We start from the raw sequence: 16,757 nt of genomic DNA, 5'->3' as shown, positions 1-16,757 counted from the left end.
AACGGCTACTGGCCGCTCTACCAGCCACGGACGAACCCCTCGTCTCGGACGGACACAGCCGGCCCACCGTCGCGCCCGGGCACGTACTCCCAACCGTCGCGAACGGATACGGATCACCTCGCCGTCGCGACCGGTCGCGGGCGGACCCCATCGCGACAGGCCACGTGCTCCCACCGTCACGACCGGTCGCGGGCGCCCATCGTCGTGGCACTCACCGGCGGACCCCATCAACCGATGACCGAGAAGGAACTCACCGACGACTGGTTCGAGCGAGCCCTGACGGAAACCGGTGATTCGACCGATCCGGACCCCGAGGACGAGGGCGAATCCTCCTCCGCCGAGTCCGACGACATCGGCGAGGCGGCGAGCGATGCCGCCGACGACACGCCGGCGTCGGACGCGGATGAGGAGACCCTGTTCGACCAGGGATTCGGCGACGCTCTCTCGGAGGTATCGGTCCCACAGCTCGACGAGACGAGCGCTCCGGACGGGTTCTCGGACGTGGATTTCGGTCTCGATACGGACGAACCCGACTTCGACGAAGCGGTCGAGTCCGCTCTTCCGCGCATCGAACTCGGCGTCGACGGTCTCGATGGGATGATTCAGGGTGGTATTCCCGAACGCTCGCTCATGGTCGCCATCGGTAGCGCAGGGACGGGAAAGACGACGCTCGGTCTTCAGTTTTTGAATCACGGCCTCGAGAACGGCGAACGAGCGGTCTACATTACCCTGGAGGAGACCCGCGAACGCGTCGTGAACAGCGCGACGGAGAAGGGGTGGCGCTTCGACGAGTTCGTCGATGCCGGCGACCTCGCCGTGGTGGACGTCGACCCGATCGAGATGTCGACTCATCTCGACGCCATCCAGGACGAGCTTCCCACCCTCATCGAGGATTTCGGCGCGAGCCGACTGGTGCTCGATTCCGTCTCACTCCTCGAGATGATGTACGACGATCAGGCCAGGCGGCGCAACGAGGTCTACGAGTTCACGGCGAGCCTCAAGGCCGCCGGTGTGACGGCCCTCATGACGAGCGAGGCGGCGCGGGATACCGCGTACGCGTCCAGACACGGCATCGTCGAGTACCTCACAGACGCCGTATTCGTCCTCCAGTACGTCCGGCCCGACGACTTCCGGGAAACCCGACTCGCGGTCGAGATACAGAAGATCCGCGACGCCAATCACTCCCGGGAGAAAAAACCCTACGAGATCACGAACGAAGGCATCTCGGTGCACCAGCAGGCGAACCTGTTCTGAGCGCGGCGGACGGACCGGTGCGAACCGCTCCTACCGGTCGGCGGTCGGTCGCCACGCGGTTCAGCGGTATCGCTCCGCGTGGCGGGGGCAGAAGTCCGTCCCTCGTAGCTGCGCCGAGACGAGGTCCTCGTGGTAGTGTGCGTTGAAGAGCCGACAGCTGTCGTCGTCGCAGAAGGCCTCTCCCGTTTCGAGGTAGTGGACGGTTTGCAGCACGTAGCCCTCGAGAGCGTCCGTGGTCCGGGGATCGTCCGCGACCAGGAACTCCCCGTCCACCTGGTTCTCGAGGACCTCTCGCGGCGGGGTGTCACCGGAGAGGAGGGCGTGTTTCTGCTGTTCTTTGTAGTAGGCGTCCGGTTTGGCCGGTGCCTCGTAGAGACCGGGAACGGAGACGATTCCCGGGTGTCCGAGGATGGACACGCGCTTGTGCCACCGGCCGTCGTGGTCACCCCAGGTGGCCACTGCGCGGTCGAGCAGGACGACGTGGGCGGTCGAGAGATCGGTTTCGTCGTCTGGGATGGCCGTGTTGAGTGACCGCTGGATCTGGGTTCCGTCGTAGAGGACGCCACCTTCCCGTGTCGGATCTTCCATGGCTCGTTCCTCGTACCGAACGGTGCCGAGCATCGTGTTTCCCGTCTCTCTGTCGTACGGCGACAGCACCCTGGCCTCTGCGAAGCTTCGCGCGAGTTCGTCGGAGCCGAATCGGTCGAGAAACCGCGGTTCGACGGTGATCTCAGGCGGGTCGTCGAACGCCGCCGCGAGGCGATCACGGAGCCACGACGCCAGTTCGTCGACGTCGACGACGGTCGTCGGTGCGTCATAGAGCCGGACGCGTTCGAGCATAGTCTGGCTTCGTCCACCGCGTTCGAAACGGTTGCGGTCCGCGTGACGACGCCAGTACTCGGCCAGTTCGAAGCGCGAACGGTTTCGACACCAACATCTATGGTCGACTGGCCGATTGGATTCGGTATGACGGACGTGCGAGAATTACACGCTGCGACCAGTCACGCACCCGACGACGTCCACGCAGCCGATGTGCGCGACCCGGCGACTCGACCGCCGTCGACAAAGCGGTATCGCGATCGCCCCTTCGTCGCGTTCGAGGGAATCGCCCCGCCGTGGGACCCGGCACTGTCGCTTCTCACCGAAACCCGGACGGATCCCCTCGCCGGGACGTCGTCGACGGAACGCGAATCGATCGACGTCGAGACCGTCGCGACGCTGTGCTACGAGGCGATGGGGATCACGAACGAGATCGACAGCGACGGCCAGGAACACCGCTTCCGGGCGGCGTCTTGTACGGGGAAGCTCTACCACGTAGAGTGCTACGTCGTCTGCGAAGCCCTCCCTGGGCTCGAAGCGGGCGTCTACCACTTCGATCCGGCCGGATTCGGACTGGACGTCCTGCGCCGGGGTGACTACCGCGGCGTCCTGGCCGAGGCGGTCGGGGATTCGTCCACCGGCGACGATCCCGCCACACGCGTCTCGACGGCCCCCGTCACGGTCGTCACGACCTCGGTGTGGTGGCGAAACGCCTGGAAGTACGCCGACCGGACGTATCGACACGCGTTCTGGGACAGCGGGACCGTGCTGGCGAATCTGCTCGCGTGCGCCCACGGTCTCTCGCTCCCGGCCGGCGTCGTCACCGGGTTCGCGGCGGACCCGGTCGTTGACCTGCTCGGCCTCGACCCGGAAACGGAAGGGACGACGGCGATGGTCCCGATCGGTGAGGGATCGCCGATCGAGGGGATGACGAGCGCCGAATCTACAGATTCGCTCGTCGAACCCGACGATCCGTCCGTCGAACCCATCGATCCGGCCCGCGTGCCCGAGTCGTCCGGTTCGGTGCCGGTATCGAACATCGCCGACGCCTGGGACGCGAGTACGCTCGAAGACGGCGAAGCGGCGACGAACTGGCGCCGGCGTGTTCGCGAGAGCCGTGGTATCGGGCGTGTCTCCGCGGGGTCCGGTCGACGTATCGATCTCGAGCCGGTCGACCACGAGACCGCGAGTGCCCGGCCGCTTCACCCGGTCGTCGTCCGTCGTGGGTCGTGTCGAACGTACGCGACCGACGGACCGTCGCGTCGACAGGTGGCGACGGTCCTGGACCGGGCGACGCGCGGGATCCCGGGTGACTGGAACGGGGGCGATTCGGAGCATTTGGCGTTTCTCGACGTCTACGTCCTCTGTACCGCAGTCGACGGAATCCCCGACGGGTCGTATCACTACCACCCTGGTGAGAACGAACTCGAACGGTTGGGTGCCGTCGACGTCGAGACGAAAACCCACGTCGCACTCGACCAATCGTGGGCGGGTGACGGGCACGTCAACGTCTACCTGCTGGCCGACGTCGACCGCATCGTCGGGACGCTCGGAAACCGGGGGTACCGGCTCGCTCAGCTCGAAGCCGGACTGACGCTCGGCCGGCTCTATCTGGCGACGTACGCCCATCGGACCCTCGGTGGACTCGGGCTGACGTTCTACGACGACCCGGTTACCGCTCACCTCTCGCCGCGGGCGGCCGATCAGAATCCGATGACGCTGTTCGCGTTCGGGCGCAAATCCGTCGAATAACCGTCAGTTCCAGATCGGTCGGTCTGGTCGTCGTTCGTTCTCTGTGGGATCGTCCGCGTCCGCCACCGTAAATATGGGTTGTTATAGATTAATTATTTTATATATATTTAGTTGAAATAGATTAATAGTGTCCCGGAATCCATGAACTGATGCATGACAGACGATCACTCGAAACCGAACAGGCGAACAGTGTTACGGACCGCCGGCAGCCTCGCTGCTGCGAGTGCGGTCGGATCGACGGGGGCGCTGGCGAGCGAAAACGGGTCGACGGCCGACGCGACGGCGATGCAGGATCCGATTTCGACGCTCGGTATCTCCGGCGGCGTCGCGGAGGGCGTCGTCTCCGACGACCAGCAGACCGCCTACGTCGCGATCGATCAGGGCTTCGTCAGCGTCGACATCACTGACCCACAGAACCCGACGGAACTCGCCCGGCGGACCGACACTGGGATGAGCGAGGTCCTAGACGTCAAGACGGCAGGCGATCGCGTCATCGCCGTCGGGCCGGGTAACTACGGGAGCCCCAGCGGCATGGGTCTCTACGACACCTCGGATCCCGCGAATCCGGAGTTGCTCGAGTGGTACGAGACGAGTTACACCATTCACAACTCAGACATGACTGAGGACATCGCGTTCCTCATCAACAACTCCGCCGCCCAAATTCACCTCATCGACATCTCCACCGGCAACCCCTCGGAGATCACGAGCTGGGGGCTCTCCGGGGCGTCGATCCTCCACGACATCTGGATACAAGACGACGTCCTCTGGATGAGCTACTGGGACGACGGGACCGTGATGCTCGACGTCTCGAACCCCTCGAACCCGAGCATGATCGGGAAGGTCCGCGACGGGAGCTCTCGGTACCCGAACAACGACCACTACGTCATCCTCACCGAGGACGCGTCGGTCGTCGCGATCGGCAAGGAGCAACTGGGCGGTACTCCGCTCGGGGTCGAACTCTGGGACGTTTCGGACAAGACCGACACCACCCACCTCGCGGACATCGATCCACCATCGGCCGGCAGCGAGCGCACCTCGCACAACCTGGACATCAAGAACGGTCACCTCTACTCCTCGTGGTACAACGCGGGCGTGACGGTCCACGACATCACGGACCCGGCCAATCCCGAGGAGGTGTACCACTGGCGATCCAACGACTCGTCGTTCTGGACCGCGAAGGTGGGCGTTCCTGGCGAATTCTTCATCGGCACCGACGAGGGCATCTCGGGCGGCAACAACCGCCTCTTCGTCTTCCCCGATCCGGCCGACGGCGGTGGCGACAACCAGCCGCCGATGGCCGACTTCGCCATCTCGAATCAGAATCCGACAGTCGGGGAATCCGTCGAGTTCGACGCGAGTGCGTCCTCCGACCCCGATGGGTCGATCACCAGCTACGAGTGGAACTTCGGCGACGGTTCGTCTGGCAGCGGTATGACCGCGACTCACTCGTACTCGCAGACCGGGATGCTCACCGCGGAGTTGACCGTGACCGACGACGCTGGAGCCACCGACACCACCACCAAATCGCTCACCGTCGAGGAGGGTGATGACTGTGGTGCCGAGTCGGCCTCCGGCTCGGCGGATGGCTTCCTCGCGTGGTGGAACTCCGAGGAGGTAACCACGTACGCGACCCAGACGGCCGACCCCTGTGGCGTGACGGTCGAACTCGACGGACCCGGTTTCGCTGACTTCGATCTCTACGTCACCTACGACGGACGCACGCCCACGCGTGACGATTACGACGACCGGTCGGCAGGCTCTGGTGCCAGCGAATCCGTCTCGGGGAGCCTCTCCGGCACCACCGACGTCGGTATCATGGTCTACGCGACCGACGGCTGGGGCGAGTATTCCGTCTCCATCAGTGAAGACGGCGCGTAGTCACGATCCAACGCACCGCTGTACGTTTTTTTCGCGTCTCGGAACCGATCGATAGACCGGTTCGTCGTGTCGTTCTTCGGTTTCACCGCTGTCGGAACTGTCGTCCCCGGTCGGCACGGGCCGAGTCGCACACCGCATTTCTATCAACGGGGCCGCCGCGTCGTACGGATGTACCCACACCGACTCGCCGACCACGTCGACACGCTCACGGTATGTGACGGGGGTCCCGCTCCCGTCCGACTGTCCCGATAGAACGGCGGTTCGAATTCTGTGAACGGTAGCATACGGTAATCGGTTCGGCTCTCACCGCAGGACCCGGGCGCACGAACGACTACCCGCCTCCGCGAGAAATATATTAGTACTACTATAGTATAAATTTATTACTTACTATAGCATTACTCTATTCGATGCGCGAAACAAATATCAACTTCGATCGACGGTCGCTGCTTCGGTCTATCGGCGGGGCTGCGGCAGTCGGCGCGATTGGCGGTGGTTCGACAGCGGCGGCCGCGACGCGTGAACCGAATGTGAGGACCGATCCGCTCGGGACGGTCCAGATTGAGGGCACGACGAACGAGGCCGTCACGGGCGACGACGGCACGGTGGCGTACGTCTCCCGAGACACCGGATTCGTCACGGTCGACATCTCGGATCCGTCGAATCCGACCGTGATGGCCAACCTCGGTGATACCGGAATCAGCGGAATTCTCGACGCGAAAGTCGACGGTGACCGGTTGTTCCTCGCCGGCCGCCGCGACATCGGCCTGTACGACATTTCCGATCCGGCGAACCCGACACAACTGGACGCGTTCGACAACGGGTTCGGCATCCACAACAGTTTTCTCGTCGACGACATCGCGTTTGCCATCAACGATCCCGTAGCGGAGATCGTCATGTACGACGTCTCGAACGACGAGTTCGACGAGATCGGTCGATACCAGCCGAGTGGGTTGGGCGACAACCCACTCTTGCACGATCTCTGGGTACAAGACGACGTCATGTACATGGCGTACTGGAACGACGGGACGCCGATGGTCGACATTTCGGATCCCACCAATCCGGAACTTATCGGGACGGTTCGCGACGGTAGCGACATGTTCCCGAACAACGACCACTACGTGCAAGTCAACGAGGACGCCTCGATCATCATCATCGGCAAAGAGGCCTTCGGTGACGGTCTCGGCGTCGAAATCTGGGACATTGCCGATCCCACCGACACCAGCTTTCTGGCGGAGATCGATCCGCCTTCGGAGGGCGGAACCCGGACCTCGCACAACTGTGACATCGTCGGCGACTACCTCTACTCGTCGTGGTACAGCGGCGGCGTCCGTGTCCACGACATCAGCGATCCAGCGAACCCGGAGGAGATCTACTGGTGGCGGGAGAACAACGTCAGCTTCTGGACGGCGAAGGTGGGCGTCCCGGGGGAGTCGTTCATCGGGAACGATTACGCCAATACGGAACTGTACGTATTCCCCGACCCCGGGGATCACGGCGGTGACAACGAGGCGCCCTCGGCCGCGTTCGATGCCTCGCCCGTGGACCCGTCGGTGGGTGAGACGGTTTCATTCGACGCGAGCGAGTCGACAGATCCGGACGGCTCCATCGCCGGCTACGAGTGGGAGTTCGGCGACGGTTCGTCGGGAAGCGGGGAGACGGCCACCCACGCCTACGCGTCTGCTGGCGAGTACACGGTCGAACTGATGGTCACCGACGACGCCGGAGCCACGGACGCCGCGTCGGAGCTGATCGCGGTCAGTGACGACGGCGAGTGTGGTGCCGAGTCAGAATCTACCACGGAGAACGGATTCCTCGCCTGGTGGAACACGGACGAGGTTCGGACGTATTCGACGCAGACGTCCGATCCGTGTGGCGTGTCGATCGAGCTCGCAGGGCCGGACTTCGCGAACTTCGATCTTTACGTCACGTACGACGGTCGCACGCCCACGCGCGACGATTACGACGACCGCTCGGCGGGCTCCGGTGCCAGCGAATCGATCGCCGGCGGCCTCGATGGTGCGACCGACGTCGGCATTCTCGTCGACGGCGTCGAGGGCTGGGGCGAGTATTCGGTGACGATCGGCGAACAGGGACGATGAGCCAGCCGTCGTGGCCCGATACGGTCGGGGGCGTTCCATCGGTCGTCTCGGCTTCGCAGAACTGATCCAGTCGGCACCGTAGACGGACGGGAAGCAACAGGGGTTCGGGGAACTCGCTCGTGATACGGGACCCCGGTAGCCGGCCTGGGACTTCGAAACTATCCGCTGCGGGCCCTACTCGTGCCATTTTCCGCGATCGAACCAGAGCCCCTAACTATCATAAGACATAACTTATATTCATCTATTAAGTACGAATACATTTTTTATTCAAAGTAAAGTTGAAATATAATGCCGACACTACTGTCTCTCATGGGTGACAGTGACGATCACACTGACGATCCGACCGACGAACAACCCACGATCGAACGCCGACGCGTACTCCAGGCCACAGGTGCGGCCGGCTTCGTCCCGATCGCAGGGCTCAATCTTGACGCCAGCAGTCCGTCGACAGCATCGTCTGTTTCGGTTCCGGACGTCGTGCTGTCGAACCTCAGCGATCGCACGCGGACGCTCGAACTCAGGCTGGGGACATCGCCGTCGGGTGTCGGCGTACAGACCGATCGGACGACGGTGTCGCTCGCACCGTGGGAGGCTACGAAAATCGCCTCGATCAGTTCGACCTTCGATTCGACCGTCATCCAGACGTTCGGCGAGGCCGGCAGTGCGACCGTTGCGATTTCGGACGCGGACGATCGATACGATTCGCTCTCGATCGACGCCGGACTCGGCGATTCCAACCGGATCGTAGACGTCGTCGCGTATCCAGACGAGTTGCGGATGGCGAAGACCCACTTCGACAGCTTCGGGTTTGCGGGGGGTGAGTCACGATGACGGATGCGTTCAACGTCTACGTCTACGCGAACACGTCGGGACTGGACGTCCAGACGCCGGCTGATGGACTCCAGGAGACGCTCGACATGATCGTCGCCGATTCCACCATTCCGGCGTTCGACGTTCAGATCATGGACGAGAACCCGAACATCCAGGCCGGTTCGATCTACGACATGCTCCAGCCCTGGCGCCAGTGGCTGCAGCAAAACGGCGAGTTCCAGGGGCCAGGTTCGCACTTGCTGGGCGCCGAAGGGTACGGCGGCATCGCCGAGGGCTCGGGTCACGCCTGGATCGAACCGATGGTCTGTGTCTCGATGCTGGAGGGGTTCGTCTTCTCCCAGGAGGTGCTCCACAATTTCATCAACAGCAGCCTCCCCGAAGTCCAGGAGATGGGCTACGCACAGGACTACGAACACAGCCTCGGGAAAGTGTTCGAAGGCGCGGAGATTTCGCCCATGACCGCAGGATACGTCCAGGACGGACACGCAGCTGCGGGCCAGTGCGGGCGTGAGGAACCGAACGGAACGGAGGTTCTCACCCCGACCGAGTGTACGACGCTCGCCAACCAGTACAGTTGGGAGTACGACGACGGCGAGGGCGGCAACCAGCCACCGTCGGCTAGCTTCGACATCTCGCCGACCGATCCAGCGGTCGACGAATCGATCACCTTCGACGCGGCCGCATCGAGCGATCCCGACGGATCGATCGCGGGCTACGAGTGGGACTTCGGCGACGGGTCGATGGGAAGTGGCGAGACCGACACCCACTCGTACGGCTCAGCCGGCCAGTACACCGCCGAACTCACCGTGACCGACGACGCGGGTGCGACCGACTCGACCACGCAGACGGTCATCGTCGAGGAGGACGACAACTGCGGCGCCGAATCCGCGTCGGGTGCCGCGGATGGCTACCTCGCGTGGTGGAACTCGGAGGCGGTGCACACGTACGCGACACAGACGACCAATCCCTGCAGTCTCACGGTCGAACTAGACGGGCCCGGTTTCGCCGACTTCGACCTCTACGTCACGTACGACGGTCGCACGCCCACGCGCGACGATTACGACGACCGCTCGGCGGGTTCGGGCTCCTCGGAGAGCGTCTCGGGGAACCTCTCCGGCACGACCGACGTCGGTATCCTGGTCTACGCCACCGAGGGCTGGGGTGAGTACTCCGTCTCGATCGCCGAAGACGGATCCCAGTAAGCCTTCGCGACGGCCTCCGGGGAACAGACGTACCTCCGTTCCTGATTTGTACGGACCGCTGTCCGAGACGGGTATCGAATTCGAAGGAGGCACTCGATCAGCTTCGAACCGCCGTTCCCGGACAGTCGTTACTGACCGGCGTCGGAACGGAGAACGCGAACCGTCTGACTCGCCGGCCGATCAGTCGTCGGCTGGCGTCGCCCGGCTCGTGATGTCGACGGGCTCTGCGTCGACGTCGAGTTCGTCGAGCGCTTCCTGGGCTGCACGCTTGCCCGAGACGAGCATGGCGCCGAACGTCGGGCCCATGCGGGGCAGACCGTAGGCGGTGGCGACGGCCATGCCCGTCGCGATCAGGCCGTCGTGAACGAGTCCGGTGTGTTCGACGACCGCGTCCTCGCTTTTGCCGACCCACATCGAGTCGTGCCCGGGCGAGTCGTGCCCGGGCGCGCCGTAGGTGTCCGAGTCCGTCTGGTCCATGACCTGGCCGCGCTCGCGCGCGTCCTGTACACCCGGTGCGTCGAGGACGCCGCGCTCGTCGAGTTTCGTGATGGCCATCGCGTCGTGGCCGGTGGCGTCGATGACGAGGTCGGCCTCGACGGCGATCGGGTCGACGCAGGTGATCTCCCGGGGCAGCGCGTGGACGGGCGTCCAGTTCATGACGATGCCGCCGACGCGGTGGTCCTCGCGGATGACGATGTCTGTGAACTCCGTCATGTTCTGCATCTTCGCACCCGCGTCACAGGCGGCCTTGATGAGACCGGAACAGGCTTCCGGACCGTTCGCGACGTACAGCCCTTCGCTGTCCTGGGACTGTTTGTAGTCGACGTCGAGTTCGTCGAGAACGCGCTGGGCAGGGTCGCGAACCGTGACCTTGTTCATCAGGAAGCCGCCGAGCCAGAACCCACCGCCGAGGTAGTTGTTCTTCTCGACGACCATGGTCTTCACCCCGCGTTCCGACAGTTCCTTCGCTGCCGTCAGCCCCGACGGACCGCCGCCGATGATGATGACGTCCGAGTCCGAGAAATCCATGAACTCCTCGGTCCACTCCTGACCGATCGCGCGCGTTACGTCCGCTTCGCCGACGTCGCTGAACTGTTCGAAGTCGTCCATACAACTCGGTGTTATTCACCAGTGGTGAAAAAGGTGTCGTGACACTGATTTCCCCCTGTGCGGCCGAAACCGACACGTTTCCGGCGGTCGCGCCACCGAATGGCGTACGCCTCAGTGCGTCCAACCTGGTTCCGTCGCGATCACGATTCCTTGCCGGCAGCTATCGCGTCGGCGCGGGCGCGCGCCTTCGCGATCGACGCCGGTCGCCCCTCGACTGTCACGTCGACCGTCTCGTCCGCGTACGCGACGGAGTCGACGACCACGTGGTCGTACAGCCACGACAGGAGGCTCATTCCCTCGTCTCCGTTCGGGAGGGTGATCGTCTCCCGACGTGACGGGAGTCGCGCGTCTATCGCGTCCACCAGTCGATCGCGGTTCGTCCCCTCGGCGGCGCTGATCGTGACGACCGAATCGACGCGGTCGGCGGCGATCCGGCGGCGATCGTCCACCGCACTCGGCGACAGGCCGTCGATCTTGTTCACAGCTACCACGATGTCGCCACGTGCCACGTCCTGATCGTCGAGGACGGAGAGCGAGACGTCGAGTTTCGCTTCGAACTCCTCGATGGGATCGACCCCGTCTGTGACGAGAACGACGACGTCGGCGCTCGCCGCCTCGGAGAGAGTCTCGCTGAACGACCGGACGAGCCAGTGTGGCACGTCCCCGATGAATCCGACCGTGTCGGTAACCAGCGTCGGTCGCCCCTGTAGCGTGGCCCGTCGCGTCGTGGTTTCGAGCGTCTTGAACAGTCGATCCTCGATCTCGGCGACGCCCGTCTCGTCCGGGTGCGCCGGGGACGCGTCGGTCACCGACAGATCGTCCGCCAGTCGGTGGAGCAGCGTCGACTTCCCCGCGTTCGTATACCCTGCGAGCGTCACGAGGTCGAATCCCGCGTGCCGACGTCGTTCGCGAAACTGTTCGGCCGGTGTCGGCAACTCGTCGAGTTTCCGTTCGAGCCGATCGATGCGATCCCGGACGTCGTAGTACGGCGTTCCTCGCTCGGTTCGTCGGTTGAGAAGTCCTTCGTCGGCCGCTTCTTTGATCCGCGGCAGGTCGTAGCGCAGTCGTGCCAGTTCGACCTGCAACTGTGCCCGACGGTGGCCGGCCTGTTCGCCGAAGATGGCGAGGATCAATCTGTATCGGTCGAAGACGCGCGTTTCGTCGGGCATGCGATCCGCCAGAGTCGTCGTCTGTGTGGGTGTCAACTCGCCGTCGACGACGAGCAGACTCGCTCCGGTCTCCTCCGTGCGCCGAGCGATCTCGGCTACCAGTCCGTCGCCGAGGTTCGTCCCTGGATCTCGTGGACGAACCTGCGTGAACGCGTCGACGACCTCGTATCTGGCCGCTGTGGTCAACTGCCGTATCTCGGTCGTCTCGACCGGCGCCCGGTTCTCCCTGGCGGCCACGATCGCCACCCCCTTACTGGCGGTCCGCTTCGACCCATTCCCGCCCGTCGCTTCGACTCCTGGCGGACTGTCCGCCTCGGTCGATACGTCCATTTCGCTACCCGTCGTGGGTTCCTCGCTCGTCGATGCCATTCGTCGATCTGATTTACGTTGCATGTGTCTGTCGTGAATTCGTCGTTCGTCGTGCGGTACGGCCGCGAGCGCGTGCTGCGGCTCGGGGATCCGGTGCGTGAATCGAGCCTCGTCACCCATCGGCGCTGGCGCCGACTATCGGTCTCGCTGCGTGGACTATCGACTAGCTATCGCGAGCGTCACGATATCGACTTCCTGGGCGACCGCCGGCGTCGATCCCGACTCAGGGAAGAAGTGAGGTCTCCATCGTCCTCTCTCTAAACTGTCGGGTACCGGTGATAAAAACGTTGTGGGGAGGTGGACGGGTATCGGCCGACGCTGGCCGGCGTACACGCCCGGTTCACTCGCCGGCGAGGTCGCCCGATCGGATCCGGTCTTCCGCCGCAGCCAGCGCCGCCTCGCGATCGAACGAGTCGACGATCTCGCGCAACGTCGCACCGTCCGCGTCGGCGAGCGCCCGTCCGTGCTCGGTCACGTTCGGCATCGCTCGAACGATGTTGTCCACGATCGGGATCGCCGCGACCTGTGGGGAACGAGACAGCGGGTTGAGGTCGATGACGATCTCCGTTTTCCCCATTTCCGAGAGCGCTTCTGCTCGGTCGCCGTCTTCGAGTGGGACGACGACGACGTCAGCTTCGTAGATTCCGTCGGCGTCGACCTTGCTCCGTTCGTGGTCGAGGTTCGGAATTCGGGCATCGGCGTCTAGTCCCAGCACGTCTTCGGCGCCGTGGTCGCGGAGGTGAGCGGCGATGCGCTCCATCCGCTCGGGCGTGCGATTGAACAGGTTGATCTCGATCGCCGCGTCCACGGTCGACGCAAGGTCGACGACCTCGCCGGGGACGAGCGCCGCGACGTTCCCGTTGACGGAGACCACGGGGTGGTCTGCCAGCAGTAACTGGGCGGCCGCCGCCCGTTCCGCCTCGTCGGCGCTCGGAATCGTCTCCTCACCGAGGAGGTAGTCGAATGCACTGCCGCGCCCTTCGGCGTGCATGCCTTGCAGGTGCGTGATGCCTTTTTCGACGCCCGCTTCGATCCGGTGGCGGGTGAGCAGATCCTGGTAGCGAGGGTGATCCGTCGGGATCTCGGTCTCGTCGTCGACGGCCGACGGGACGGTCTCGTAATCGGTCACGTGTAGAAACAGCGATCGGACGAGCAAAAACGCCCCGTTTGCCGGACGGTTCGCCGTCGTCTGGCGGACGGTCGGTCCGGCTTCGAGCGACCTTACTCGGTGAACTCGACCCAGCCGTCCGGGGCGTGGACTTTGACGTTGGTCATCGCATCTCTGGCCTCGGTTCGACTCTCGTAGGTCTTCGTGCTCTCGGACATCGGCTCGCCGTGTTCGTCGACGAGTTGCCAGATCCAGCCCTCGTCGTCGTAGTGGAGTTCGAACGAGACGCCGTCGATCTCCAGGATGCTCGCCTTGGGGATGACGTCACGGATGCTCTCGAGGGAGGTACGGGCCTCGTCCATGGTCTCGAAGGACTCGATACACCGCGCGACGACCTGGCCGTCTTCGTCGATGAGACGCCAGGTCCAGCCATCGTCGTCGGAGACGAACTCGAACGACGCGACGTCGAAGTCGACCTGTCCCGCAGCGGGAGCCCGTCGTCTGATCTCCTCGACGGTGTCCATCGCGTCGGATTCGTCGTCGACAGTCGTTCCCGACGTCGCCAGCACGTCGCGGTCCTGATCGACGAGGTCCCAGGTCCAGCCGTCGCCGTTCGTCAGCCGGATGAGCGCGTTCTCCACGTGGAAGACCGGGGCATCCGGAGCGGCCGCGAGGAGGTCGTTGATCGCCGTCTCGACGGCGTCGCGCGAGTCGTAGCTGACCTCGGAGGCGGCGACGATCGATCGGTCGCGATCGAGCAGACGCCAGTGCCAGGCGTCGGAGCCGGCGAGCTGGACGAACAGGTCGCCGATTCGAGAGCGATCGGCGTTGGCTGCAGCGTCTCGGACGCGATCGATCCCGTCGACGATCTCGTTTCGGGTCGGTGCCGATTCCTCGCTCTCCGCGACGACTGTCCCGTCCGGCAGGACGAACCGCCAGAACCACTCGTCGTCGACGTAGGTCTGGAAGGCAGCCCGCTCCATCGTCCGACTCTCCGTGTCGATGTTCTCGACGAGCTGGTCCATGGCCTGTTTGGCGGCCTGGCGGTTCGGGTGCGAGTTCGGATCCTCGGCGATGAGCTTGCCGCCGTCGTCGATGAGGCGCCAGCCCCACTCGCCGTCGTCGACGAATAGCTCGAACGCGGCGGTCTCGATCTCGAGCAACTCCGCGTCGGGCGCCTGCTCTTTGAGCGTCATCATCGCTTCGGCGGCTTCGCCCTTCGAGGCGTGTTCGGCGCCGCTGTCGGCCAGAACGTTGCCGTCCTCGTCGATGAGTCGCCAGCGCCACTCGCCGGTGTCGGCTTCGTACACCTGGAAGGCGGAGTTCTCGAACTCGATGAGCTCCGCCTCGCTCGCCTGGTTCTGCATCCGCTCGATCGCGTCCGCGGCATCCTCGGCCGTCTCGTGTGGCTCGGTACTCGCGGCGACGATGTCGCGGTCCTCGTCGACGAGCCGCCAGCGCCAGTGGTCGTCGACCTTGTAACGCTCGTAGAGCGCTCCCTCGATCTCGAAGACGTCTGCGTCCTCGACGTTGGTCGCGAATTTGTCCGTCGTTCGCTCGATCTCCTCGTAGCTGTCGACACCCTCCGGGTTTCTGGCGACGATCTGTTCGTCGTACCCGACGAGTCTCCAGTTCCACTCCTGCCCGACGTTGTACAGTTCGTAGGTCGCCTCGCCGGAGACGGTGACGGCCACGTCGTCGAACTCCTCGAGGAGCGACTCCACGGCCTCTTCTGCGTCCCGGCGGCTGTCGAAGGCGTCTTCGGATCGACCGATCTCTTCGTCGTCGGTTCCGACGAAGCGCCAGTACCAGCCGTCCGATTCGTCGACGAGTTCGATGGCGACGTGCTCCATTGCGAGTACGCGCGCGTCTTCGAAGTTATCGACGAACGTTGAGGCACCGGCCTTCGCGTCGGCCTTGCTCGAGTACCCGGTCGGTGAGACGGCCAGGGGTTCTCGATCGCCGTCTAGTAGTTGCCAGTGCCAGCGGTCGCGGCTCTGGTAGTAGTTGAACGCCGCGTCGTCGATCTCGATCACGCCCGCGACCGGCCCCTGATCCTTGAGGAAACTGACCGATTCCTCTGCGCCGTCGCGGCTGTCGAAGGCATCACCACAGCGCGCGACGACGCTCCCATCGTCCCGGACGAGCGTCCACTCCCATTGCCCGTCGAGCGTTTCGTAGAGTCGGAACGCCGAGGTCGTAAGCTCCATCAACCCGGCGGATCCGATCTGGGATTTGACGATGTCGATGTCCTCTTCGGCTTCGGGACGCGTCAGTGCGCTCTCTTCGCTGGCGGCGAGGGCCTCCAGGTGGAGAATGTGCCACTTCCAGTCTCCGTTCTCGTCCCGGAAGACCGCGAACTGAGCGCCGTCGAGTGCGTCTCCCGTCAGGATGTCTGGATCCTCGGTCGCGCCCTCCTCGGCGACGTACTTACCCTTCCGCCCCGTAATGACGGGAATGAGTGCGGTGACTCCGGCGATGATACCGATACCGATCGTGTAGAGCGCGATCACGTGCAACGTGTAATCGTCTCCAGCCGGGCTGTCGAGCCGCCAGTGGTACGGGTAGGCGATACCGAACGATGCGATACCGGCGAAGGTGATCACGAGCCCGACCACGCTTGCGTAAATCGCACGCCGACGAACCGGGAGCATGAGTACCAGTCCGAACAGCATCACGGTCACCCCGACCGAACCGACGATACCGACGACCTTGCTGATGAACCGCTCCGTCGGCGTTCCGGGTTCTACGGCCCCGTAGTTCACCGCGTAGATGACGACGGCGACCAGTCCGACGACGAACCCGAGGACGAACAGCCAGTAGCCGTAGACGTCCTTCTTCGACTCCTGTTCACCGACGTAGTTTTCATACAATCGAAATAATGTGTTGTTGAAATTCCGTATCGAGGACATGGGATTCGACCGGATAACTCAAACGAAGCATAATAAATTATCGGCTAACTATCGAAATTTGGATATGTTTTTGGTCGGGTCATTCGGCCTTCAAGCACCGCTTTCCGGGCCGCTGTATCGACCGATCCATCGATCCATCACACGACCGAGTCGACAGACGGGGCGGACCTCCGATCCCGTGGCGGTGCTTCTCCGTGCGCCACGGTCACGGGTTTCCGTGAACGGAACTGGGACTCACCGTATCGACGTGCCGA

At 63.9% G+C, this 16,757-nt stretch carries 11 protein-coding genes; 6 read left to right on the top strand and 5 right to left on the bottom strand.

Going from position 1 to position 16,757, the window contains the following annotated elements; translation table 11 throughout:
- Nucleotides 1-204 precede the first annotated feature (204 nt).
- The gene (locus NO366_RS16165; RefSeq protein WP_425493189.1) at nt 205-1,254 is read left to right on the top strand and encodes a KaiC domain-containing protein; all 1,050 of its coding nucleotides are present in this window, start codon (nt 205-207) and stop codon (nt 1,252-1,254) included.
- 60 nt (nt 1,255-1,314) lie between these two features.
- On the opposite strand, the gene NO366_RS16160 is transcribed toward NO366_RS16165, so the two are convergent.
- Nucleotides 1,315-2,094, bottom strand: coding sequence for a DUF7001 family protein (locus NO366_RS16160; protein ID WP_256531815.1), 780 nt, complete (start codon nt 2,092-2,094; stop codon nt 1,315-1,317).
- A 126-nt stretch (nt 2,095-2,220) separates the two neighbouring features.
- Here NO366_RS16160 and NO366_RS16155 point away from each other — a divergent pair, with 126 nt between their 5' ends.
- The 5 genes from NO366_RS16155 to NO366_RS16135 all read left to right on the top strand — a co-directional run bounded on the left by NO366_RS16155 (nt 2,221) and on the right by NO366_RS16135 (nt 9,835).
- Nucleotides 2,221-3,825 (top strand): SagB/ThcOx family dehydrogenase, encoded by a 1,605-nt coding sequence (locus tag NO366_RS16155; RefSeq protein WP_256531814.1) that lies wholly within the window; start codon nt 2,221-2,223, stop codon nt 3,823-3,825.
- A 153-nt stretch (nt 3,826-3,978) separates the two neighbouring features.
- A complete protein-coding gene (locus NO366_RS16150; RefSeq protein ID WP_256531813.1) occupies nt 3,979-5,703 on the top strand; it encodes a PKD domain-containing protein in 1,725 nt (574 codons plus the stop codon).
- 407 nt (nt 5,704-6,110) lie between these two features.
- Nucleotides 6,111-7,802 (top strand): PKD domain-containing protein, encoded by a 1,692-nt coding sequence (locus NO366_RS16145; RefSeq protein ID WP_256531812.1) that lies wholly within the window; start codon nt 6,111-6,113, stop codon nt 7,800-7,802.
- A gap of 288 nt (nt 7,803-8,090) precedes the next feature.
- Nucleotides 8,091-8,633: a hypothetical protein gene (locus NO366_RS16140; protein WP_256531811.1), complete on the top strand. Its 543-nt coding sequence runs from the start codon at nt 8,091-8,093 to the stop codon at nt 8,631-8,633.
- The gene (locus NO366_RS16135; protein ID WP_256531810.1) at nt 8,630-9,835 is read left to right on the top strand and encodes a PKD domain-containing protein; all 1,206 of its coding nucleotides are present in this window, start codon (nt 8,630-8,632) and stop codon (nt 9,833-9,835) included. The genes NO366_RS16140 and NO366_RS16135 overlap by 4 nt, the downstream gene beginning before the upstream one ends.
- 180 nt (nt 9,836-10,015) lie before the next feature.
- Here NO366_RS16135 and NO366_RS16130 read toward each other — a convergent pair whose 3' ends face one another.
- The 4 genes from NO366_RS16130 to NO366_RS16115 all read right to left on the bottom strand — a co-directional run bounded on the left by NO366_RS16130 (nt 10,016) and on the right by NO366_RS16115 (nt 16,503).
- Complete coding sequence (locus NO366_RS16130) at nt 10,016-10,945, bottom strand: sulfide-dependent adenosine diphosphate thiazole synthase (protein WP_256531809.1); 930 nt, start codon at nt 10,943-10,945, stop codon at nt 10,016-10,018.
- 140 nt (nt 10,946-11,085) lie between these two features.
- Nucleotides 11,086-12,483, bottom strand: coding sequence for a GTPase HflX (gene hflX, locus NO366_RS16125; protein ID WP_382273824.1), 1,398 nt, complete (start codon nt 12,481-12,483; stop codon nt 11,086-11,088).
- Nucleotides 12,484-12,823: 340 nt separating this feature from the next.
- Complete coding sequence (locus tag NO366_RS16120) at nt 12,824-13,612, bottom strand: 4-phosphopantoate--beta-alanine ligase (protein WP_256531807.1); 789 nt, start codon at nt 13,610-13,612, stop codon at nt 12,824-12,826.
- A gap of 92 nt (nt 13,613-13,704) precedes the next feature.
- Entirely contained in the window at nt 13,705-16,503 is a 2,799-nt protein-coding gene (locus NO366_RS16115) for a DUF1508 domain-containing protein (RefSeq protein WP_256531806.1), read from the bottom strand.
- Nucleotides 16,504-16,757 lie beyond the last annotated feature (254 nt).

It is taken from the genome of Halovivax cerinus (genome assembly GCF_024498195.1).
GTDB lineage: Archaea > Halobacteriota > Halobacteria > Halobacteriales > Natrialbaceae > Halovivax > Halovivax cerinus.
Note: the sequence above shows the minus strand (reverse complement) of the source record. Positions and strands in the feature narration are given on the sequence as shown.

Coding starts and splice junctions, on each gene's coding strand:
- NO366_RS16160 (WP_256531815.1), bottom strand. CDS start 2,094: ATGCTCGAACGCGTCCGGCTCTATGACGCACCGACGACCGTCGTCGAC.
- NO366_RS16155 (WP_256531814.1), top strand. CDS start 2,221: ATGACGGACGTGCGAGAATTACACGCTGCGACCAGTCACGCACCCGAC.
- NO366_RS16150 (WP_256531813.1), top strand. CDS start 3,979: ATGACAGACGATCACTCGAAACCGAACAGGCGAACAGTGTTACGGACC.
- NO366_RS16145 (WP_256531812.1), top strand. CDS start 6,111: ATGCGCGAAACAAATATCAACTTCGATCGACGGTCGCTGCTTCGGTCT.
- NO366_RS16140 (WP_256531811.1), top strand. CDS start 8,091: ATGCCGACACTACTGTCTCTCATGGGTGACAGTGACGATCACACTGAC.
- NO366_RS16135 (WP_256531810.1), top strand. CDS start 8,630: ATGACGGATGCGTTCAACGTCTACGTCTACGCGAACACGTCGGGACTG.
- NO366_RS16130 (WP_256531809.1), bottom strand. CDS start 10,945: ATGGACGACTTCGAACAGTTCAGCGACGTCGGCGAAGCGGACGTAACG.
- hflX (WP_382273824.1), bottom strand. CDS start 12,483: ATGGCATCGACGAGCGAGGAACCCACGACGGGTAGCGAAATGGACGTA.
- NO366_RS16115 (WP_256531806.1), bottom strand. CDS start 16,503: ATGTCCTCGATACGGAATTTCAACAACACATTATTTCGATTGTATGAA.